This window comes from Marivivens niveibacter, assembly GCF_002150005.2.
In the GTDB taxonomy this organism is placed as follows: domain Bacteria; phylum Pseudomonadota; class Alphaproteobacteria; order Rhodobacterales; family Rhodobacteraceae; genus Marivivens; species Marivivens niveibacter.
Map to the genome: position 1 here is coordinate 1,065,422 of NZ_MSPP01000001.1, position 21,980 is coordinate 1,087,401.

23 protein-coding genes and 1 tRNA gene are annotated in these 21,980 nt (G+C 53.8%); 8 read left to right on the forward strand and 16 right to left on the reverse strand.

Features of this window, described 5'->3' with window-relative positions; translation table 11 throughout:
* Positions 1–58: 58 nt before the first annotated feature.
* The 4 genes from BVC71_RS05185 to BVC71_RS05200 all read right to left on the reverse strand — a co-directional run bounded on the left by BVC71_RS05185 (position 59) and on the right by BVC71_RS05200 (position 2,570).
* Positions 59–598, reverse strand: coding sequence for a GNAT family N-acetyltransferase (locus BVC71_RS05185; protein ID WP_086450517.1), 540 nt, complete (start codon positions 596–598; stop codon positions 59–61).
* Between the two features lie 136 nt (positions 599–734).
* On the reverse strand, positions 735–1,004 hold the full coding sequence (rpmA, locus tag BVC71_RS05190) for a 50S ribosomal protein L27 (RefSeq protein ID WP_086450518.1): 270 nt from the start codon (positions 1,002–1,004) through the stop codon (positions 735–737).
* A gap of 20 nt (positions 1,005–1,024) precedes the next feature.
* Positions 1,025–1,597: a 50S ribosomal protein L21 gene (locus tag BVC71_RS05195; RefSeq protein WP_086450519.1), complete on the reverse strand. Its 573-nt coding sequence runs from the start codon at positions 1,595–1,597 to the stop codon at positions 1,025–1,027.
* A 160-nt stretch (positions 1,598–1,757) separates the two neighbouring features.
* Positions 1,758–2,570, reverse strand: coding sequence for a hypothetical protein (locus tag BVC71_RS05200; protein ID WP_086450520.1), 813 nt, complete (start codon positions 2,568–2,570; stop codon positions 1,758–1,760).
* A gap of 132 nt (positions 2,571–2,702) precedes the next feature.
* Between BVC71_RS05200 and BVC71_RS05205 the strand changes: the two genes are divergently transcribed.
* From BVC71_RS05205 to msrA, 3 genes are all read left to right on the forward strand, one after another.
* A tRNA-Ser gene (locus BVC71_RS05205) sits at positions 2,703–2,792 on the forward strand.
* A 104-nt stretch (positions 2,793–2,896) separates the two neighbouring features.
* A complete protein-coding gene (gene msrB / locus BVC71_RS05210) occupies positions 2,897–3,337 on the forward strand; it encodes a peptide-methionine (R)-S-oxide reductase MsrB (RefSeq protein ID WP_086450521.1) in 441 nt (146 codons plus the stop codon).
* A gap of 3 nt (positions 3,338–3,340) precedes the next feature.
* On the forward strand, positions 3,341–3,847 hold the full coding sequence (gene msrA / locus BVC71_RS05215) for a peptide-methionine (S)-S-oxide reductase MsrA (protein ID WP_086450522.1): 507 nt from the start codon (positions 3,341–3,343) through the stop codon (positions 3,845–3,847).
* 6 nt (positions 3,848–3,853) lie between these two features.
* Here the strand turns inward: msrA and BVC71_RS05220 are convergent, their stop codons facing one another.
* Together BVC71_RS05220 and BVC71_RS05225 are read right to left on the reverse strand one after the other, a co-directional pair.
* The gene (locus tag BVC71_RS05220; RefSeq protein WP_086450702.1) at positions 3,854–4,597 is read right to left on the reverse strand and encodes an RlmE family RNA methyltransferase; all 744 of its coding nucleotides are present in this window, start codon (positions 4,595–4,597) and stop codon (positions 3,854–3,856) included.
* A 38-nt stretch (positions 4,598–4,635) separates the two neighbouring features.
* Positions 4,636–5,748 (reverse strand): Ppx/GppA phosphatase family protein, encoded by a 1,113-nt coding sequence (locus tag BVC71_RS05225; RefSeq protein WP_086450703.1) that lies wholly within the window; start codon positions 5,746–5,748, stop codon positions 4,636–4,638.
* Positions 5,749–5,916: 168 nt separating this feature from the next.
* On the opposite strand from BVC71_RS05225, the gene BVC71_RS05230 reads away from it, so the two are divergent.
* The 3 genes from BVC71_RS05230 to BVC71_RS05240 are packed head-to-tail and all read left to right on the forward strand — an operon-like array spanning position 5,917 to position 8,234.
* Positions 5,917–6,213: a virulence factor gene (locus BVC71_RS05230; protein WP_086450523.1), complete on the forward strand. Its 297-nt coding sequence runs from the start codon at positions 5,917–5,919 to the stop codon at positions 6,211–6,213.
* 26 nt (positions 6,214–6,239) lie between these two features.
* Positions 6,240–7,166, forward strand: coding sequence for a methylenetetrahydrofolate reductase (locus tag BVC71_RS05235; protein ID WP_086450704.1), 927 nt, complete (start codon positions 6,240–6,242; stop codon positions 7,164–7,166).
* A 9-nt stretch (positions 7,167–7,175) separates the two neighbouring features.
* On the forward strand, positions 7,176–8,234 hold the full coding sequence (locus BVC71_RS05240) for a methyltetrahydrofolate cobalamin methyltransferase (RefSeq protein WP_086450524.1): 1,059 nt from the start codon (positions 7,176–7,178) through the stop codon (positions 8,232–8,234).
* 37 nt (positions 8,235–8,271) lie between these two features.
* On the opposite strand, the gene BVC71_RS05245 is transcribed toward BVC71_RS05240, so the two are convergent.
* Genes BVC71_RS05245 through BVC71_RS05265 form a run of 5 tightly spaced genes read right to left on the reverse strand, consistent with a single transcriptional unit; the run spans position 8,272 to position 12,935 of the window.
* Positions 8,272–8,922: an aspartate/glutamate racemase family protein gene (locus BVC71_RS05245; RefSeq protein ID WP_086450525.1), complete on the reverse strand. Its 651-nt coding sequence runs from the start codon at positions 8,920–8,922 to the stop codon at positions 8,272–8,274.
* Positions 8,922–9,758 (reverse strand): ABC transporter permease, encoded by an 837-nt coding sequence (locus tag BVC71_RS05250; RefSeq protein WP_086450526.1) that lies wholly within the window; start codon positions 9,756–9,758, stop codon positions 8,922–8,924. Before BVC71_RS05250 ends, BVC71_RS05245 begins: the two co-directional genes overlap by 1 nt.
* A 2-nt stretch (positions 9,759–9,760) precedes the next feature.
* Positions 9,761–10,609 (reverse strand): ABC transporter permease, encoded by an 849-nt coding sequence (locus BVC71_RS05255; RefSeq protein ID WP_086450527.1) that lies wholly within the window; start codon positions 10,607–10,609, stop codon positions 9,761–9,763.
* 55 nt (positions 10,610–10,664) lie between these two features.
* Positions 10,665–11,930 (reverse strand): ABC transporter substrate-binding protein, encoded by a 1,266-nt coding sequence (locus BVC71_RS05260; RefSeq protein ID WP_086450528.1) that lies wholly within the window; start codon positions 11,928–11,930, stop codon positions 10,665–10,667.
* 30 nt (positions 11,931–11,960) lie between these two features.
* On the reverse strand, positions 11,961–12,935 hold the full coding sequence (locus BVC71_RS05265) for an ABC transporter ATP-binding protein (protein WP_086450529.1): 975 nt from the start codon (positions 12,933–12,935) through the stop codon (positions 11,961–11,963).
* A gap of 256 nt (positions 12,936–13,191) precedes the next feature.
* Between BVC71_RS05265 and BVC71_RS05270 the strand changes: the two genes are divergently transcribed.
* Positions 13,192–13,878: a GntR family transcriptional regulator gene (locus BVC71_RS05270; RefSeq protein ID WP_086450705.1), complete on the forward strand. Its 687-nt coding sequence runs from the start codon at positions 13,192–13,194 to the stop codon at positions 13,876–13,878.
* 28 nt (positions 13,879–13,906) lie between these two features.
* Here BVC71_RS05270 and BVC71_RS05275 read toward each other — a convergent pair whose 3' ends face one another.
* From BVC71_RS05275 to BVC71_RS05295, 5 genes are all read right to left on the reverse strand, one after another.
* Positions 13,907–14,995, reverse strand: a complete 1,089-nt coding sequence (locus BVC71_RS05275; RefSeq protein WP_086450530.1) for an ABC transporter ATP-binding protein — start codon at positions 14,993–14,995, stop codon at positions 13,907–13,909.
* Between the two features lie 12 nt (positions 14,996–15,007).
* Positions 15,008–16,651, reverse strand: coding sequence for an alpha-glucosidase (locus tag BVC71_RS05280; RefSeq protein ID WP_086450531.1), 1,644 nt, complete (start codon positions 16,649–16,651; stop codon positions 15,008–15,010).
* A gap of 11 nt (positions 16,652–16,662) precedes the next feature.
* Positions 16,663–17,991, reverse strand: a complete 1,329-nt coding sequence (locus BVC71_RS15540) for a carbohydrate ABC transporter permease (protein ID WP_240516782.1) — start codon at positions 17,989–17,991, stop codon at positions 16,663–16,665.
* Positions 17,991–19,235 (reverse strand): carbohydrate ABC transporter permease, encoded by a 1,245-nt coding sequence (locus tag BVC71_RS05290; RefSeq protein ID WP_086450532.1) that lies wholly within the window; start codon positions 19,233–19,235, stop codon positions 17,991–17,993. Before BVC71_RS05290 ends, BVC71_RS15540 begins: the two co-directional genes overlap by 1 nt.
* 75 nt (positions 19,236–19,310) lie before the next feature.
* A complete protein-coding gene (locus BVC71_RS05295; RefSeq protein WP_086450533.1) occupies positions 19,311–20,666 on the reverse strand; it encodes an ABC transporter substrate-binding protein in 1,356 nt (451 codons plus the stop codon).
* 238 nt (positions 20,667–20,904) lie between these two features.
* On the opposite strand from BVC71_RS05295, the gene BVC71_RS05300 reads away from it, so the two are divergent.
* Entirely contained in the window at positions 20,905–21,930 is a 1,026-nt protein-coding gene (locus BVC71_RS05300) for a LacI family DNA-binding transcriptional regulator (RefSeq protein WP_086450706.1), read from the forward strand.
* Positions 21,931–21,980 lie beyond the last annotated feature (50 nt).

Below are 21,980 nucleotides of genomic sequence, written 5' to 3' on the forward strand. Positions count from 1 at the left end.
CGCTTGGCCTATCGCGTTGCGCGGCTTTGCTCAAGGGGCAGCCTGAAAGCCGCCCCGATTATCGGGTCAATTTCAGCGTATATGTCCACGTCGGCACAGTTGCCTTGCGTGCGACACTATAGGCTTCGGCATCACCCAGGTAGGCGAAACCGCAATTATTCAAAACACGGGCCGATCCAGGATTGTCCTGAAACACTTCGGCAAAGAATGTATCCGACCCATGCGGGTTTGCATCAATCATTGCCTGAACAGCGCCAGAGGCAATGCCTGTCCCCCAAAACGCTGGCGCCACCCAAAAGAAAATCTCGGACTGGCCGCGATCCATACGCTCAAGGCTCACTACGCCCAATACCTCGGCCAAATCAGATGCTTTGCCGTCGATGACCCAAACGTCTTCGTCGCGGTTTGGATTCACGGCGCGTTCCAAAAATGCCTCGGTCGTGCCTGGTGGCAACGGATGCGGAATAGACCGCGTACCGCGTGCAACCCGTTCATCGCCCGCATAGTGGCTAATCAACCCCGCATCTGATGGACGCGAGGGCCGTAGAACAAATCGATCCGTCGAGATGACGGGTAGATCCATGGTTTTATCGAGCATCCATTTTCCTCCTCGATATACGAAACTTCAAAACAGCGGCTCTCCCCCTCCGCTCTTCTGAAAGCACATGGTAAATAAAACAATAAAGGGGACCGGCGATGCCGATCCCCTAATTTGATACCCTTGGGTCTCGGTCTTATTCAGCGGCCTCCGCCACTGGCAGAACCGATACAAAGGTGCGGCCTTTCAGACCGGTGTGGAATTTGACGTTACCATTCGCGGTTGCGAACAGGGTGTGGTCTTTGCCCATACCTACGCCTTCGCCAGCCCAAACTTTGGTGCCGCGCTGACGAACGATGATGTTACCCGCAATAACGGTTTCACCACCGAATTTTTTAACGCCAAGACGACGACCCGCAGAGTCGCGACCGTTACGGGAGGAACCGCCTGCCTTTTTGTGTGCCATGTTTCTCTCCTATACCTAACTTATTTCGCCAGTTCTTTGGCTTGCTCAACCCATTCAGCTTTCACTTTTGCGCCTTCGAACGATTCTGCGTCAACAGCAGCCAGCTGAGCGAATGTGGTGATGCCCGCATCGTTCAGTTTTTTAGCAGCAGCAGGACCAACACCGTTGATGGTGGTCAGGTCGTCTGCGCCAGCAGCTGGAGCAGCTTTTTTCGCAGCAGGAGCAGCAGCGGCAGCTTTAGGAGCCGACGATGCGCCAACAGCAGCTTTAACGCCCGATTTATCTGCGCCCGACTCTAGGATGTCGGTGATGCGAACCAGGGTCAGTTGCTGACGGTGGCCGCGGGTACGCTTGGACGAGTGTTTACGACGGCGTTTTACGAACGAGATCGTTTTTTCGCCTTTGATCTGGTCGATAACTTCTGCCTGAACAGCTGCACCGTCTACCAGAGGTGCGCCAACAGTCGAACCAACCATCAGAACTTCGTTGAACTGGATTTTCTCGCCAGCGTCGGCTGCCAGTTTCTCGACACGCAGAACGTCGCCCGAAGCAACTTTGTACTGCTTGCCGCCGGTTTTCAGAACCGCAAACATGCTAATCTTCCTTATCTTCCGCGTCGCTGGGGCCACTATCGTGTTGCTGGCTATGCCGCCCGTGAACTGCGCGCCCTATTTGGGCTGTATTGAATCAGTAAACGGGGCAGAATCCGCCCCGAGTGCGCGGCTTATCTAACGGGCTGGGGATAAAGTCAAGCTAAAGGTCGCTCTGAATCATGAACTTTGCCGCTTCGCGCCCTAGTTCATAATTTATCATACTGAATAGGTCACCCTGCGCGGCTAATAAAATCTGATTCAGCGTGCGCCCCTGTTCAGACGCAGTGAACGATATCAGTTCATCGATTGCATCGTCTGACAGATTTTCAAACACGAGGTACAGATACCCCTGAAACCATTCGTTGGTCGAGTCTGTGATGAATTCCTCTTGATCCCAGACCATCGCAGCCAGATCAGATTCCGTCATTCCCTGAATAGCGCCGCCGTCCAACAACCCACGCGAAAAATTATATTGATCCGTCAAAGCAAAAGCGACGCTTTGTTCAATGTAGCCACTGACGTTCAAAAACGTGTCGATCTGTTCAAAACGACCCATTGGCATTTGCATATGGGCCTTTTCAATCGCTTGCGACGACAAAAACGGGTCAGACATGATCGACCGCGCAGCAATTTCAGCAGCAATGGTTTCTGCACCGTACCCCGATTCAAAATATGTCACGTAGCTATCAACATCGACACCGTCCAACGCAGCTTCGAACTGCGCGAACATAGACGCCTCGATCGTGTCGGCATCCATTAAGGCATCTACCTTTGCATCCCACGCATCTAGATAAACAGTCGAAAAATTATATACCGCGATTTCAGAGGCCATGTCTTGGCCCTCTTGGACCAGTATTTCGATAAAGGCAGGTTGCTCTAATAAATCGAACAAGCGCTCTGCCTGACTATTTTCTTGAGCAGCGGCAGGAAACGCGACCGAAACCGCAGCAACATAGGGAATTAGTTTTTTCATAGGCCCAAGGTAGAACCGCCACCATTGGTTTCCAAGCTCCCAATCTTCAGGAATTTTCATGGTTTAATACTTTTTCGTGATTTTGCTCTTGCACGCCCTGCGAACACCCTTTAAACGCCCCCTCACCAGCGCGGAGAGGTGCCGGAGTGGTCGAACGGGGCGGTCTCGAAAACCGTTGTGGGTGCAAGCCCACCCAGGGTTCGAATCCCTGTCTCTCCGCCAGAATTTACCCATCAGACCACACCGACCTCATCACTTAGTGATAACGCTTTGCCGTTGTTATTCCCCGTTTACGCACCATATTGGGCCTAAACGAAGGAGGCCGCATGACAACCTATCATCGCGATCCCGATGCCATCGCGGCATTGGATGACGAACAATACTATGTGACCCAGCAATCAGGCACCGAACGTCCGGGCACAGGGAAATACCTAGATAACAAAGAACGCGGTATCTATGTCGATATCGTATCGGGCGAGCCGCTATTTGCATCCAGTTCGAAATATGAATCGGGCTGTGGTTGGCCCAGCTTTGTCAAACCAATCGAGCCCGATCACATCGTCGAACTGCGCGACGTATCCCACGGCATGGTCCGAACCGAGGTTCGTTCGAAATACGGCGACAGCCATTTGGGGCATGTGTTCCCTGATGGGCCAGCAGATCGCGGCGGGCTGCGCTATTGCATTAATTCGGCGGCGCTGCGGTTCGTTCCATTGGATGAAATGGACGGCGAAGGTTACGGCAAATACATTGATCAGGTGGAATGAAACATGGCTGAACAAACCGCAATTCTAGCAGGTGGATGTTTTTGGGGGATGGAAGACCTGTTCCGCCGCCAACCCGGCATCTTGCGCACGCGGGTCGGATATACTGGCGGCGATGTCCCGAACGCGACCTACCGAAATCACGGCACTCACGCCGAAGGGATCGAGTTGATCTATGACGACACTCAAACCGATTATCGCGCGATCCTTGAATTCTTTTTCCAGATCCACGACCCGACGACCAAAAACCGTCAGGGCAATGATATCGGAATGTCCTACAGGTCCGCGATCTATTATCTGAACGACGAACAAAAGGCCGTGGCGCTGGACACTATCGCTGATGTGAACGCATCAGGCATGTGGCCGGGACTCGTCGTGACCGAGGTCGAACCCGCAGGCGATTTTTGGGAGGCAGAACCAGAACATCAGGATTATCTGGTGCGAAATCCCAATGGCTATACCTGCCATTTCCCGCGCGCCAATTGGAAGCTACCCAAAAGAACGGGGGCGTAACGCCCCCTACTCTTCTTCGTCGCGGTGTTCGCCATCACGGCCTTTGAACCCCAGAGCGACAACAAATTTTTCCGAACTATCAGACCGTGACGAAGGCGGTTTGATATTTGCGACGGTTTTGAATTTGCTTTTCAGCGTTTTCATCAATTCACCTTCGGCGCCGCCTGCCAAAACCTTGGCCACAAAAGTGCCGCCGGGGGCCAAAACGTCGAACGCAAAATAGGCAGCGTGTTCGCACAAGGTAATAATACGCAAGTGATCGGTCTGTTTGTGACCGGACGAAGACGCGGCCATGTCAGACATCACGACATCCGCTTCACCACCCAACCATTCTTTGACTTTGTCATCGGCAAATTCAGATAGGAAATCCAATTGGTGGATTTCAGCGCCCGCCAGAGGTTCGACCTCTTGCAAATCGACGCCCAACACGGTGCCGATCTTTTTGCCCTTCTTTTCGCCCAACGCGTTTACGCGCGGTACAGCGACCTGACACCAACCACCAGGCGCGCAGCCCAAATCGACCACACGTGCACCAGGGACAAGGAACCGATATTTATCGTCCAGCTCCATGATCTTGAACGCGGCGCGGCCACGATAGCCTTCCATCTGGGCGCGTTTGACATAGGGATCGTTCAGCTGACGCTGCAGCCACCGCGTAGACGACGTTTTGCGCCCGCGTGCTGTTTTTACTTTGACAAACAGATCGCGCTGTCCGCGTCCGCTGGTGTTTTTACCCGGTGTCTTTGCCATCATTCACGTTCCCGTATCCGAAGAAGCCCCGCATATACTTAATACGGCGTATCCTCAAGCACGCCGTCGGCGCTCATTAAAGCATATAATAAACCTTCTCGCAGACCACGATCTGCGACAGATAAACGATCCGTCGGCCAAATGCGCATCAAAGCCTGCAAAATTGACGAACCCGACATGATCAGCGCCTGACGATCTCTGCCGATGCGCGGATCGGTACGCCGCCCGTCAGGACCAAGCGACAGATAATCGCGGATCACCGCATCAATCTGGTCAGATGACATACGCAGCCCGTCCACTTTAGTCCGATCATAGCGTTTCAGTCCCAAATGGCTGGCAGCCACTGTGGTCACCGTCCCGCTCGTGCCAATGATCTGAAACCCTTCGCGGGCTTGTTCGGATGTGTAGGGGCTGAATTTCGCGAGCTGTTCTTCGAAGAACCAGCTCATCAATGCGAAACGTGCGGCATCATCATCCACGTCTTGGAATTGATCGCGCAGAGTCGCAACGCCCAACGGCACCGAAATCCAATCCACCACTTTGGCGGCTGCAAATGGGCCCGGATCCTGCACAAAGCCGCGGTGTAGCCGCATTATCGCACCGGGCCGTTCGCGGGCTGGCACATTCGTCAGATCGATCCAGACCAATTCGGTGGACCCACCACCAATATCCACCACCAACAACTGTTCCGTTTTGGTGCTAACAAGTGGCGCACAAGATATAACAGCTAAACGCGCCTCTTCCTCTGGTGTGATGATTTCCAGACGCAGGCCTGTTTCGCGACGGATCTGGTTGATGAACTGGTGCCCATTTTTCGCGCGGCGACAGGCTTCGGTCGCGACCAAACGCATGTGTTTGACGCGGTGGCGCTGCAGTTTTTGTTTGCAAATGCGCAAGGCACTGATCGTGCGGTTCATGGACGCACGACTTAAGCGGCCTGTGCTTTCCAGACCTTGGCCCAACTGGACCGTTTTAGAAAAGCTATCGATCACATGAAACTGGCTACCCTTTGGTTGGGCAATCAGCATTCGACAGCTATTGGTACCTAAATCCAGCGCTGCATACAGAGCACCGGAATCTGGTTTTACGGGCGCGGGGGATTCGACCGCCTTCGGGAACGCGCCCGCACCTCGGGGACGCTTGGGCGCCATAATCACGCCCTCCATATCAAGTTAATTCAAACCTATGCCTCATAAGGGTTTTACGCAAGACCAGAGTGACCTAGTTTAGGTCGCCATTTTGCGACGCCATGTCGAAAACGGCACCTACTGAGCACATAACCACGCGTAAAACAGAACTAACAAAGGACAAGGAATCACATGGCAGACGTCACAATCGTATTCTGGCGGGATATCCCAGCACAGGTCATCGTCGGCAAAGGCCGCCGCGGACACAAAGTGCAATTACCAGAACGTTTCGAACAAGCCATCGACCGCGCCGCAATGAAAGCAGGCATGGCCGGCACTGACGATTATCTGTCCGCCTGGCGCAAGGCTGAGCCTTACACGGTTGACGGTGATGACGCCGCAGCCGCCGAAGCCGAAGCGGCGCGTCTGGACAAAGAATACGACGATGCGCGTCTGCGCGAGTTGATCGAAAACATGGGTCACGCGTGAACCCCACCACCCTAAAGGAGGCCCTGATGGCTCTTGTTCCGTTCCTACGCAAGAAAGAAGCGACCACCCCGTCGTCCGAACATCTTGAGGCGTTCCTAAAAGGCTATTCAATCGAGGTGATGCCCCGCACCGCCGAAAAAATCGACGATTTCCGTGATTTTCTACCTGCTGGCACCCGCGTCTACATTGCCCACATCGAAGGCACACCAATCGAAGACATGGTCGCCACCGCCGCGCGCCTACGCGACGAAGGTTTTGATCCAATGCCGCATTTCCCTGCGCGCATCATCAAAGACGCCGCAACTTTGGAAGACTGGGTAAACCGTTACCAATCCGATGCGGGCGTCAATCAGGGCCTCATCCTTGCGGGCGGCGTTGCGGAGCCTCATGGTGATTTCCATTGTTCGATGCAGCTGCTGGAAACAGGCATCTTTGACCGCGCTGGTTTCAAACGCCTGCATGTTGCCGGCCACCCCGAAGGCAACCGCGACATCGACCCGTCGGGCGGCGATCAGAACGTTATGGATGCACTGCGTTGGAAACAGAAATTCAACGACACCACCGATGCGCAAATCGCGTTGGCCACCCAGTTCTGTTTTGACGCGAAACCAGTGATCGAATGGTGCAATGCCCTGACAGACGCAGGCATCACCCTGCCTGTTCACATCGGCATCGCAGGCCCTGCCAAACTGCAGACGTTGATCAAATTCGCGATGGCCTGCGGTGTTGGCCCGTCGCTAAAGGTTCTGCAAAAACGCGCGCTGGACGTCACCAAATTGGTCCTGCCCTATGAACCAACCGACATCCTGAACGAACTCGCCGCACACAAAGCTGCCAACCCTGATTTCAACATCGAACAGGTCCATTTCTTCCCGCTGGGCGGGATCAAAACCAATGCAAATTGGGCAATCGAAAACGGTGGCGATGCAGCTACCCCTGCCAACAAAGCCTGAGGAGAGCTTATGACCCGCACTATCGTTGAATCGGCGACAAAAACCGCCATCATCGGCTTTGACCAACCATTCTGTGTCATCGGCGAACGCATCAACCCGACCGGCCGCAAAAAGCTAGCTGCCGAACTAGAGGCTGGCGATTTTTCCACCGTTGAATCTGACGCTTTGGCGCAGGTCGCGGCGGGCGCAAATATTTTGGATATCAATGCGGGCGTGGTTTACAATTCGAACCCGAACCCGAATGAAACCGAACCACCCCTTATGGTGAAAATGATCGAACTGGTTCAGGGTCTGACCGATACGCCAATCTGCATCGACAGTTCCGTTCCCGCGGCGCTAGAGGCTGGCCTGCAAGTCGCCAAAGGCCGCCCACTGCTGAATTCGGTCACCGGCGAAGAGGAGCGTCTGGAATTTGTGCTACCTCTGGTCAAAAAATACAACGTTCCTGTGGTTGCGATTTCCAACGATGACACTGGCATTTCCGAAGACCCCGATGTCCGCTTCGCCGTGGCAAAGAAAATCGTCGAACGCGCGGCCGATTTCGGCATCCCTGCGCATGACATCGTCGTTGACCCACTGGTCATGCCTATCGGCGCCATGGCGACTGCTGGTCAGCAAGTGTTCACTCTGGTCCGTCGTCTACGCGAAGAACTGGGCGTTAATACCACTTGCGGCGCATCGAATGTTTCGTTCGGCCTGCCAAACCGTCACGGCATCAACAACGCGTTCCTCCCAATGGCGATGGGTGCTGGCATGACCTCGGCAATTATGAACCCATGCGCGCTGCCCGTCGGTCCCAAAAAGATCGAAGAGAAAAAGGCAGAACTGGCCGCCGCTGGTATCATCGTGCCTGACGATATTGATCTGGAAACCTTCTGCAAGATCACTGGCCTTGGATCGACCAAATCGCGCCCAGGCAAAGAAATGGAAGCGATCCGCGCAGCGAACCTGTTGACGAATAACGACCCTCATGGTGGCGATTGGATTTCATTCAACAAACCACCCTCTGCAGATGGCGAAGCTGCTGGCGGAACAGGCCGCCGCCGTGGTGGCCGCCGCCGCGGGTAACGAAAACGCCCCCAAGGTTCGCCTTGGGGGTTTTTAATTAGCCCATCGCCACAGCCGCGCGTGCCAGATGCGCAGCGGCGACAACGCCATCAACCAACATCACACCGCTGCGTTGCGCCAAATCTTCGCGCATATAGGCCATGCCAGCACAGCCCAGAACCACGCTATCCACGCGATCCTCTTGGGCGGCTTTGCGGATGCTGTTGATCAGTTTTTGACGCGTCTCTTCGCTGCCTTCGTCGATGGTTAGAACAGGCAGATTGCTAGCGCGGACCTTTGCACAGGCGTTTGCATATCCCATTTCAACGATATTTCCTTGGATCACGGGGATCGAAACGGGCAAAGACGTCACGACCGAAAATCGCGCCCCCAGCAACCCCGCCATAACGTAGGCCGCCTGTCCGATGCCGATCACGGGTTTCGGACAAAGCGCGCGTGCTGGTGCAAGTCCGGTATCATCGAAACACGCGATCACAATCGCATCCGCGCCATCAATAACCGCCTGATCTAACAAAGCCAGAACACCTGGAACAGCGGCATCGCCGTCCTCTGGCCCCTGAATGGCAGCGGGACCGTTCGCGTTTGTGTACCCCAACACCTGAATATCGGGGACAGCGTCCGAAACGACCCGAACGACGCTATCGGTCATCGCTTGGGTCGCGTTGGGATTGATATAGGCCAGCTTCATTACAGTGCCTTGCCCGCGTCAGACCCCAACCGTGCACGGCGTCTATTCATCACCCAAACTGATAATAGAAAAGCTATAATTATCAATAATGAAAATGCTGTAGTTAAAGTTCCCAGTGCATAAATCACGGGTGTGGTGACGTTCGTCGTCATGCCGAACACCTCTAGCGGTAAGGTGTTATAGCTGCCCGCTGTTAGCAGCGTTCGCGCGAATTCATCGTAGGATAATGTAAACCCGAATAGCGCCACACCAATGAGCGATGGCGCAATAATCGGCAGAACGACAAATCGTATGGTCTGCCATGCGGTTGCGCCTTGGTCGCGGGCGGCTTCTTCGTAACTTTTGTCGAAACGGTTAAACACTGCGAACATGATCAAGAGGCCAAACGGTAGTGTCCAAGTCAGCTGCGATCCAAACCCCGACGTGGCCCAATGCACCTTTAGTCCCAGTTGGTTAAAAATCAGGCCAACGCCCAAGGATATCAGGATCGAGGGGATCACAAGCGATGTGATCGCTGCGTAAAATAAGATGCCTGAGCCTTTGAAATTCTTACGAAAAGCCAGTCCAGCCATGACCGAAACAACCACGGTCGTCACCATAACCATAAGGCCCAGAACCAAGGACCTGCGGAACGCGCCCCAGATATCGCCAACGGCTTGTTCCTGAAACAGATCGCGGAACCAATATGTCGATACACCGTTCATGGGGAATGTCAGGCCGCCTTCGCGACCTTGAAAACTCAGGATACCGATTGTGACGGTCGGGCCGTACAAGAACAGCACGAAAAGCGCGAAAAATGCCGCAAGGAAATAAAAGCTGGTTGGTCTTTTTTCCATGGTTACAACTCCTTACGGATGTTAACGAAACGCAGCATGATGCCGATCACGATTAGAACGGTGCACAGCAGAACCACCGCCGTCGCCGCAGCAGAGGGATATTGCAGCAGGCCGATGTCGTTTGAAATCAGGCGGCCGACGTTCGCGCTCTGACTGCCGGACATGAACCGCACGGTGATGAAATCGCCCATGACCAAGGTCACCACGAAAATCGTGCCGATCATGATCCCTGGTTTGGTCAGCGGAATGATAACATTGACCAGCGTTTGGAAGCCCGAAGCACCCGCGTCGCGCGCTGCCTCTAGCAACGAATGGTCAATACGCATCATCGTGTTGAAAATCGGTACGACCATGAACAGCGTGTATAGGTGGACAAAGGCAAGGATCACCGCGAAATCGGAATACAGCAGCCATTCAAGCGGCTGATCAATAACGCCCCAGCTGATCAATGTTTGGTTAGCAATTCCATTACGGCCCAGAAACGGGATCCAGCTGATCATGCGGATGATGTTCGACGTCCAAAACGGGATCGTGCAGACCAGAAATAGCGCAATCTGCCATGTTAGGCTGCGCACGTGGAAGGCAAGGAAATAGGCCACCGTGAACCCAATGGTCAGGGTCAGCACCCATACGATCGCGGCATATTTGAAGGTCGCAAAAAAGACTTTCCAGACGACTTTGGACCCGAACAAGAATGCGTAGTTGTCGAATTGGAAATCTGGATAAATCGAATATTCGGTGGCGCCCCAGAAACTGACGATAACGATCATGATGATCGGCGCGACCAGAAAGCCCAACAGGATAAGGGCCAGCGGCGCGGCCTGTAGCCAACCGATGAAATTGCGTGTCATAGGGCACCCATAAATTGTGGGTGTCGGGGCACGACATGCGCCCCGACGATTGGGATTAAGCGGCGATAAATTCGTTCCACTTGCGAACCATGTACTGGTTCTCGTCCATGACGGCGTTCCAACAGGCCACGCGGCCCATGCGTTCTTCGAACGAACCGCCATCGCGGGTTTCGCCAGCCGCGGCCAGAACATCACCCGTTGGCGATGTGATATCGCCGGTGGCTTCTTTGCCTTCGAACCAATAGCCCCATTCGTTTTCGGACATGTAGTCTTTGGACGTTTCAGGCACGGCCGAATAATAGCCCTGACGCATTAGATAACCGCCGACCCAGCCGGACAGATACCAGTTGATGTATTCATAGGCTGCGTCCAGCTCCATGCCCGACAGGTTGGCCGACAGACCCAGACCACCGCCCCACGAACGGTAGCCTTCTTTTAGCGGCTGGTAGACGCATGGGATGCCGCGTGATTTCACAGCGGTGATTGCAGGCGACCACATGGATTGGATCACAACTTCGCCCGAGGCCATCAAGTTCACGGATTCATCGAATGTTTTCCAGAACGCGCGGAATTGGCCGTTTTGTTTTGCCTCGGTAAAGATCGCGAATGTGGCGTCGATCTCTTCTTTGGTCATGTTGCCTTTGTCGCCGTACTGGATTTCGCCCATGGCTTCGCAGACCATGGCCATATCCATGATACCAATTGAGGAGATATCCAAGATCGACGCTTTGCCTTTGAATTCAGGGTTCAGCAGTTCGGTCCAGCTTTCGATTGGGCGGCCAATTAGGTCTGGACGAATACCCAGCGTATCAGCGTTGTAGATGGTCGGGATCAGGGTCATCCAACCGGTTTCATTGTCAGCAAAGCTGGTGCCGCCTGGGCCATCAACGAAACCGACGGTATGCGGCGCGGTGCCTTGGGCGATTGTGCTTTCGGGTGTCAGTTTACCGTTGCGGAAAATGCCGACGATTTTGTCGTAGTTGGCAATTTTCGATGTATCCATGGCTTGCAGGTTGCCGGTTGGCCATACCTTTTTACAGATCCAATATTCGATATCCGCGATGTCAAAGCTGTCAGGCTGGGTCGCTGCACGCTGGGTCACGCTATCGGAATCCAACGCGGTCATTTCAAGGGTGAAACCCAGATCCTCTTTGACCTTGGTTGCGACGTCGTTCAGGTTCGAAACGCCGGTGCCGAACTGGCGCAAGGTGATGTCTTTGATTTCTTGGGCCCAGATCATTGGTGCGGGCAAAGCAGAAGCAGCAGCGGCAGCAGCGCCACCTTTCAAAATAGCACGACGGCTATAACGCATTTTAGACATATCAATGTTCCCTGTTGAAATGAGAGGAGGTTAAGATTGGAGGCGGTGTAGCCGCCCCTCGTCCCAAGCAAGCTTCACAGCATCGCCTGGATTTTTTGGTGATTGGAAAAACGTGGCTTCGGGTACTAATGCCAGCACCTCTTCGCCGGCGGTGGTCGCTGTGGTCAGCGCCACATGACCGCCCTGATATTCCACGGCAGTCACTGTAGCGGGCAATCCTGTGTCAGACAGTTCAACCGCGTCAGCCCGCAAAGCAACCTTGCCACCGTCGAACGTGATCACGTTATGACCGCCCATAAATTTGGCCACAAATTCGGTTTTGGGGGCGGCCCATACGTCCCTTGCCGCCCCCGACTGTTCGATGACCGAATTATTCATAACGACCAGTTCATCACCGAGCGCGAGCGCTTCGTCCTGACCATGGGTGACGTGAATAAACGTAATACCCAATTCGCGCTGAAGGCGCTTTAGTTCGGTCCGCATTTTGATGCGCAAAAACGGGTCAAGTGCCGACAATGGCTCATCCAGCAACAACACCTTTGGCTGTGTCACCAACGCGCGGGCCAAAGCGACACGTTGCTGTTGGCCGCCAGACAGTTGCGCAGGAAAACGGTCGGCATATTGGGTCATATCGACCAATTCCAACATTTCGTTCGCTTTTGCGTGACGCGCTTGTTTGTCGACGCCTTTCATCCGCAAGGAAAACGCAACGTTGTCGCGAACATTCAGGTGCGGAAACAATGCATAGCTTTGAAACATCATGGCCGTGCCGCGTTTTGCCGGCGGCAAGTATGACACATCAAACCCATCCAGAACGACCGAACCATCCGTCACGGATTCATGGCCCGCGATCATCCGCAAAGTCGATGATTTACCGCACCCCGAAGGCCCAAGTAAGCAAACATAACTACCTGCTTTGAATTGGTAATTGATGCTGTCTACGGCGAGTGTATCTCCGTATTTTTTGGTTAGGTTAACCAGTTCGAGATCGTATCCAGCGCCCATTTCCACTCCGCTTCGGCCTAGGCCATTTCACGTTTCCGATGGGATGACCTCAGCCGATTCCGATGGCTCTGCGCTATCTTTTCCGATTGGTAAAACCACCAAAAACTCGCCCTGCCCGATTTTTTGGCAAAGTTTTTTGACGATGTATCAAAAACTGTGCGCAAAATTGTATACAATCTTGAAAACAATAAAGCGACCCGTTTTGAAAATTGCGCTTTGCCGTCGAATTCATCATGTTGAATACAAAGGAACGATGATGACCCAGTTACAAACAATGCCCGTGACCGCTGATAGCCTGTTTGAACAGCTGGAATTGGCGATTCACGAACACCGCATCGCACCGGGCACCAAATTGGGCGAAGACGAAATTGGCGAAATTTACGGGGTCAGCCGCACAACCGTCCGCGCGGCGCTGCAATCCCTGTCCCATGAACGGTTGGTTGAACTGAAACGGAACAAAGGCGCGTTCGTCGCCCAGCCATCCATCAAAGAAGCCCGCGAAGTATTCGAGGCTCGTTCGCTGTTGGAACCGCGCACCGCCCATTCTGCTGCACTACGTATGACGGATGAACATATCGAAAACCTACAGCGCCATATCGACGCCGAACATGATGCATTGCATTCTGGCGATAATGGCCGTGCTCTGTACCTATCGGGAAAATTCCACATAGAAATTGCGCAAATCGCAGATCAAGAAACGATTGCCGCCTTTATCAAACAGCTGATTTCGCGGTCGTCACTGATTATCGCGCTCTACTGGCAACGGCGATCTGCGCTATGTGAAAGCAATGCCCACCATGCCCTCATGTCCGCCTTTGCCGACCGCGATGGTGACCGCGCCCAAGAGTTGATGAAAAGCCATTTGGTGGATCTGATCACATCGCTGGATTTGCGCAATATTGAATCGTCCCCCTCATCTCTGCGGGACGCGCTAACGAGATAAAAAACGGGCCCACAAGGGCCCGTTCGTTTTAGCGATAATATAGCGATTGTCCGTTGTGGAAGATCTGTACCTTGGCAGGATCAGCCGTCAAAGACACCGAGGACCCACGAATATCGCGATGGATACCGGGCAATTTCGCAATTACCGGTTCGTTGTCACCCACTGGGGTAAAATACAGCAACGTAACTTCGCCCAAGGCTTCGGTAATGTTGACCATTCCAGTGAACAACGGATCGCCATCGGTTTGGATCATGTCTTCGGGGCGGACGCCAATATTGACGCGCAGGCCCATGTCAGCGGCCTGTGTTGGCACCGCCGAAATCGCAGTGCCGCCGGTGTCCAATTTTACGGTGGTCTGTGCCCCCGTCCCTACGATCTCACCCGACATTAGGTTCATCGCTGGCGATCCAATAAACTGCGCAACGAATTCGTTTTCAGGACGTTCATACAGCTCCAGCGGCGTACCGACCTGCGCGATCCCTTTGTTCGCCAAAACCACGATACGGCTGGCCAAAGTCATTGCCTCGACCTGATCGTGGGTCACGTAAATCATGGTGGAATCTGGCATCGCCTCTTTCAATTGGGCGATCTCAATCCGGGTCGCAACGCGCAAAGCAGCATCCAAGTTCGATAGCGGTTCGTCGAACAGATACACCTGTGGGTCACGCACAATCGCGCGGCCGATGGCGACGCGCTGACGCTGACCACCGGACAGCGCCTTTGGCAGACGATCCAGATAGTCCTCTAGCTGTAGGATTTTAGCGGCCTTATCGATGGCCGCATCAATTTCCGCCTGAGGTTTCTTTGCGATTTTCATCGCAAAGGCCATATTATCGCGCACCGTCATATGCGGGTACAGCGCATAAGATTGGAACACCATCGCGATACCGCGCTGGGCTGGCGGGATGTCGTTCACCACAGACCCGCCGATTTCCAGCGTTCCGTCAGTTATCTGTTCCAGACCCGCAATCATGCGAAGCAACGTCGATTTACCGCAGCCCGAAGGCCCGACAAAAACAACCAGCTCGCCCTGTTTGATATCAAGGTTGATGTTCTTCAGAACTTCAATCTTGCCACCGTATTTCTTGCCGACATCTGTCAGTTTTAGATCAGCCATCTGCCCCCTCCATTAGTTCTGCTGTAGCGCGATATAGGGCTGCCAAGGGCCCAGATGAATGCCGCCGTCCGCCGACAAATGTGCGCTACCCAATTCGCCACCTACCGCGTGCCAATCACCTGCTGGCGCTGTCAAATCAGATGGCGTGTCACTTAGGTTAAAGGCACAGAAGATTTTGGTATTGCCAGACGTACGGGTAAAACTCAGCACATCACCATCTACAGACAAAGGTGTGCAATCGCCCGTCTTTAGCGCCTCGTGCGCATGGCGGAATGCGATCGCGCGGCGGTAATGGTGGATCAGTGCGGCTGGATCATCCTCTTGGGCACTGACGGCATTGGCTACGTGTTCGGATGATACTGGCAACCATGGCTGACCCGTCGTGAAACCACCACAACTGTTATCGCGTTCCCAAACCATCGGCGTGCGGCAACCATCGCGGCCTTTGAACTCTGGCCAGAACTCGATGCCGTATGGATCTTGTAGATCTTCGAATGCGACGTCAGCCTCTTGTAGACCCAATTCTTCGCCCTGATAGATACAGACCGAGCCGCGCAGGCACATCATCAAGGTCGTGAACAAACGTGCAGCGGCGGGCGTCAGGCCCCAGCGCGTGACGTGGCGCACAACGTCGTGGTTTGAATAGGCCCAGCAGGCCCAACCATCGGCCGCAACATCATCGACCTGCGCCATCACGTCTGCCACGAATTGCGCAGTCGGACGATCACCGGACAGCAATTCAAACGCGTAGCACATCTGCATCAAATCATTACCGGCGGTATATTCTCCCATAATCTCCAACCCGCGCTGGGCATCGCCAACCTCGCCCACGGCTGCCGCGCCGAACGGCTCCATCACCGCGCGCAATTTACGCAGGAAGTTCAGGTTCTCTGGGTGGTTTTTGTCGTACAGGTGCTCCTGATGGTTATACGGGTTCACCGACGGCGCAATGTTGGCGTTCCGTTTTTCTTTGGGCAGCGGCGGGTTATCGCGAAGCTGCGCGTCATGCATGTAGAAGTTGATGGTATCCAGACGGAACCCATCCACACCGCGATTCAACCAGAAACGCGCGACGTCCAGCAAAGCCTCTTGCACGTCGGGGTTATGGAAATTCAGGTCGGGCTGCGACACTAGGAAATTGTGTAGGTAGTACTGTTCGCGGCGCGCATCCCACTGCCACGCAGGACCACCAAAGATCGACAGCCAGTTGTTCGGTGGGTTGCCGTCAGGCTTTGGGTCCGCCCAAACATACCAGTCGGATTTATCGTTGTCTGTGCTGCTGCGGCTTTGTTCAAACCACGGGTGCACATCCGATGTATGCGATAGAACAAGGTCGATCATGACGCGCAGGCCCAACCCATGCGCTGTTTCGATTAGCGCATCAAAATCCGCCAGCGATCCGAACATTGGATCAACATCGCAATAGTCCGATACGTCATAACCGAAATCTTTCATCGGGGACGTAAAGAACGGCGAAATCCAAACGGCATCCGCGCCCATGGATGCGATATGCGGCAGGCGTTGCACGATCCCCAACAGGTCGCCGATGCCATCGCCATTGCTGTCCTGATAGCTGCGTGGATAGATCTGATAGATGACGGCCCCGCGCCACCAATCCTTGTCATTTACATTCGACAAAACAGGTGTGGTTGTCATTGTTGTTTTCCTTATTTCACCGACCCGGCCAACAGACCGCGGACAAGGTATTTTTGCATTGCGAAAAAGACGATGAGTGGCACCGAAATCGACACAAACGCCGCTGTTGCCAGAATTTCCCAGTTACCGCCGCGCGTACCCAAAAGTTCAACGATTTGGCGGGTCATCACTGTGGTTTGGCCCGAACTGTCGATCAAGAATACCAAAGCAACCAGCAGGTCATTCCATGTCCATAGGAATTGGAAGATCGCGAAGGATGCCAGCGCAGGGAATGACAAAGGCAGGATGATACGTGTGAAGATCTGGTACTCGGTCGCGCCATCGACGCGGGCGTTTTCGATGATGTCACGCGGCAGGCCCGCCATGTAGTTGCGCAGCAGATATATCGCCAGCGGCATACCGAAACCCGTGTGGGCCAACCAAACGCCCAAGTACCCTTTGCCGATACCGATCTGCAGGTGCAAACGCAGCAGCGGGATAAGCGCCAATTGTAGTGGCACAACCAGTAAACCAACGATGGCTGCAATTAGCAGCGCGCGGCCCGGGAAATCCATCCACGCCAGCGCGTAGGCCGCAAAGGCCGCGACAGTAATCGGAATGATCGTCGCAGGGATCGTCACAGTCAGCGTGTTAAAGAACGCTTTGGCCATGTTATCGCTCGCCTGACCGCCGCCCTGACCTGTGCCAAGACCGTAAACTAACGACAGTACCAAAAACACCACAATACCAGATAGATACGCCGCCATTTTAAAGTTTGACAGCCCAACAGATTTGGTCGCAAACCCAACAACTACTGCTACAACCGCAGCAGCGGCGGCATAAATCAGAATGGACTGAATGACGCCTTCACCCAGAACCGTGTCATAGTTTTCCAGCGTAAACTCTGGTGGGTTGGTCGCTGTCACGAATACGCGCTGACCACGCCCAGATGGTTGCTCGACGCTCGTCCAAACGTAATCGCCAGTCTCGTTCATAGTGATCGTTTCACCGTCACCAAGATCAGCGATATCACCCGGAACATAGGCCGAAATATCACGCGACGATGTACCCCAACTCGAAATGGATGCCTGCGCACCTTCTTCGTAGAGGTTGCCGGTGACGGCCCACGTGCCATCGTCCAACTGAACTGCGAAATCATCGGGGTCAGCTGCGCGCAGGGTTTCAGACTGCTCGGTCGGGAACAAAGCCTTCCACCAGCCTGTGCTGGAAATCTGGTCAGCCGTGCGGAACGACGACACAAACAGACCAACAGTTGGGAAAATCCAAAGAACCACCAACAAAACAACAGAGATTTGCACCGCCCAATTGAGCGAAGATTTTGTGCCAGCGATATTGGACATTAGCGCATCTCCTTGCGGGCGTTATAAACGTTCCAGACCAGAATGGGCGTGACCAGCAGCATGATGACCATGGCCGAGGCTGACCCGACGCCCCAGTCGTTAGAGCGGAACAGTTTGTCGTACATGTAATTGGCCAAAACTTGGGTTTCCCACTGGCCGTTTGTCATGGCGAAAACGATGTCAAAGATTTTCAAAACGACGATCGTGATCGTGGTCCAAACCACAACGATTGTTCCCATGATCTGAGGGATCTTGATCTTAAAGAAAATCTGGAACGGGTTCGCGCCGTCTACAACTGCGGCTTCGACCGTTTCTTCGGGGATGCCGCGCAGGGCGGCCGACAGGATCACCATCGCGAATCCAGTCTGGATCCAGATCAGAACCACCATGAGGAAGAAGTTGTTCCAGAACGGAATGGTCAACCAAGTCTGCGGTTGGCCATAGTCGAACTGCGCCGTCGCAACGTCGACTACATTCAGCGCAGCCAAAACACCTAGCCATACAAAGATTGCAGCAGCAACGATGCGCAACGCTTTGAAAACAGTGCTTATTTGGCTATGCGGATTAGGCTTAATAACCGGACCAGCCGTAATCCAAGCAGCATAAAAAACGACAACTGCGAAAAATGCAAAAATCAGGATCGGAATGATCTGCAGAATTATAATCGACCCGATACCACCATCGAATTCCAGCCACATCGCGTTTAGAATACCGATTTGGGACTGACCCGCAGGGCGTGCGTCATAAATCAACTTAAAGATAACCGCAGCACCGACAAAGGAAATCGCCATCGGCATAAAGATCAACGATTTTGCAAAGCTGCCCCATTTGATGCGGTCGGTCAGCTGAGCGACCAGCAACCCCATAGCTGTCGCCGCAGCTGGAACGATCAACAGCCACAGCATGTTGTTACGCATCGCTTCCCAGAATTTATCCTCTGCCAGCATGCGGCGGTAGTTTTCAAAGCCAACGAACTGAGACGCGCCACCAGGCAGACGCTCTGTCACCGACAAGCGGAACGTTTCAACGACCGGATAGGCCAAATACAGCCCCAAAGCCACAAGCGCTGGCGCAAGGAACAACCAAGGGCGCACCATGTTGGCACGGTTGATATTTTGGCCAGCGTTTTTTCCGCGTGCGGGAAACAGAACTTTGTCCAGAAACAGGTTGGACAGATAGAAATAAGCCACACATCCACCAACCCCGAATAGGATTGTGATCAGGCCCTGTAATGCCGGATTCATGATGATCCCCCCAAATTTTGGATCAAAAAAGGGCAACCCGAATAACGGGTTACCCGACAGACTTAATTCGTCTGATTACTTGATTGCGTCCCAGGATTCTTGGATCGAGGTTGCAACGTCTTCGGCCGATGCGCCGCCGACGAAATCAACCATACCAGTCCAGAACGAACCTGCACCAACTGCGCCTGGCATCAGGTCGGAACCGTCAAAGCGGAATGTTGTCGCGCCTTGCAGGATCGCACCTTGCGATGCCAAAGCATCGGATGCGTAGTTGTCGTTGTTCACGCCCAGATGCGGCGTTAGGAAACCGCCCTGCGCCATCATGACTTCTTGTGCGAATGGGGTTTGCAGGAACTCCATGAAACCTTGGGTCGCGTCAGAGTCGTCGGTCACGGCCAGCAATGTACCGCCGCCCAGAACTGGGTTACCCAGATCTTTGTCTGCGTAGCTTGGGAAGTAGAAGAAATCAGCGTCTTCGCCAACTTCGGTGCCTTCTGGGAAGAACGCAGGGATGAACGACGCCTGACGGTGCATGTAACATGCTGGTGGGGTGTCGAACATGCCTTTCGGGCTGTCACGGAAATCGGTCGACGCAACCGCGCCTGCGCCGCCTGCAACATAGGCGTCATTCTTTGCAAACCAGCCGAACTCTTCCATCGCGCCGATGACTTCTGGCGAGTTGAAGGCCAGATCGTTGGTGGTCCATGCATCGTAGACGTCTGCTGGCTGCGTGCGCAGCATCAGATCTTCGACCCAGTCAGTTGCTGGCCAGCCAGTCGCTGCGCCCGAACCCAGACCGATGCACCATGGGGTGCCGCCGTCTGCAACGATCTGATCGGTCAGCGCTTTCAGCTCTTCCATCGATGTTGGAACTTCGTAACCGGCGTCTTCAAAGTTTTCTGGAACGTACCAAACCAGCGATTTCACGTTCACGTTAAAGAAGAAACCAAAGAAGTCGTCGCCGTTACCAGCGTTGTCATATGTGCCCAGATCAATCCACGACTGACCTGCTGCATAGTTGTCCATCACCCACTGACGCGCATCATCGCCTAGTGGCGTCAGTGCGCCTTGGCTTGCCAATACTGCTGCCAGACCTGGCTGTGGGAAAACAGCGACGTTCGGCGCCGAACCAGCTTCGACGTCGATGACGATCTGCTGCTCAAAGCTATCCGAACCAACATAGGACACGTCGGCGCCGGTCGCTTCTTCGAAGTAAGCGATCATGTTGTTAAAGTAGTCTGCCTCTGGCGACATCCATGGGCCCGAGATGGTAACCGACTGACCCGAATAGTCATGAGCTTCTGCAAAGGCTGCCAGCGAGTCCCAGTTAAAGTCGCCTTCGCCGTCTGCGAAAATCAGGTGGCCCGCTGCGTTTGCGGAACCAGCAATCAGCGCCAACGCTGCTGCGCCTGCGTAATATTTCATTTTCATGTGTATCCTCCCGTGAGCGCAACTGCGCATCGTTTGATCCAGCGCCTCAAAGTTAATTCAAAGCGCTTTGGATGACTAAACATTACTGATTCATTACTTTGTGTCAACTAGTCTCAAAACGCTGTGAGTAAAGTATAGGTGTAAATAAAGTCACTTTAGCATACAGACACATTTGTTTGACCCCATGGAATGCAAAGTATACATTGGTGCGAACTTTCAAATCGCTTTGGGAAAAGCCATGAACCTCAAAGAACTGTCCACAATCTTAGGGCTTAGCCAGACCACGGTCAGCCGTGCCCTGAACGGATATCCCGAAGTTTCCGAAGAAACGCGGATCAAGGTTCAAAAAGCTGCGGAAAAACACAATTACCGCCCAAATACCAAGGCGCGATCGCTGGCGACGGGTCGCAGTATGGCAATCGGCCATGTCATTCCCGTGTCTACGAAACATGAAATGGTAAACCCGATCTTCGGCGATTTCATCTCTGGCGCTGGTGAAGTGTATTCAAAACACGGCTACGACATGGTGCTAACAGTCGTCGAAGACAAAGGCGAAGAAGCCGCTTATCGCCAAATGCAATCGCGCGGATCTGTTGATGGCGTGGTTGTTCACGGCCCCCTAACCACGGAACCGCGTATTGATTTTTTGCGGAAAATCGGATTGCCCTTCGCAGTACACGGACGCGCCAGTGGCGAAAACAGCGACTACAATTGGGTCGACATTAACAACCGTAGGGCGTTTCACCGCGCCACTGATTTCCTATTAGACTTAGGACACCGTCGTATCGCGTTTATCAATGGACTCGAGTACATGGATTTCGCGTATCGGCGCCGCGAAGGGTTTATAGAGGCCATGACAGAACGCGGCGTTGCCTATGACCCTGCCCTGATGTTTTCCAACGAAATGACCGAAGACTACGGATACGAAACGGCGATGACTTTGCTCAGGGGTGAAAATGCTCCGACAGCGTTTTTGGTGTCCTCGATGATCTGCGCTTTGGGTGTTCGCCGCGCGATCGAAGATTTGAATATGAAGATGGGGCGCGACGTGTCGATCATCACGCATGATGACGTATTGTCCTACATGCCAAACGGCAAGGACCTCCCTATTTTCACCTCGACCCGATCATCAGTGCGTCAAGCTGGCAGCTTGGTCGCTGAAACACTGCTGGCACAAATTGCCGACCCGCTGCGAAAGCCTCAGCATCAGCTGCTCGAGGCTGAATTGATGGTCGGACAGTCAACAGGACCTGTTAAGGCCTAGTTTGCTCTTGCAGTCGGCCCAACAAGCCATTTATGTCCAGAAACAAGAAA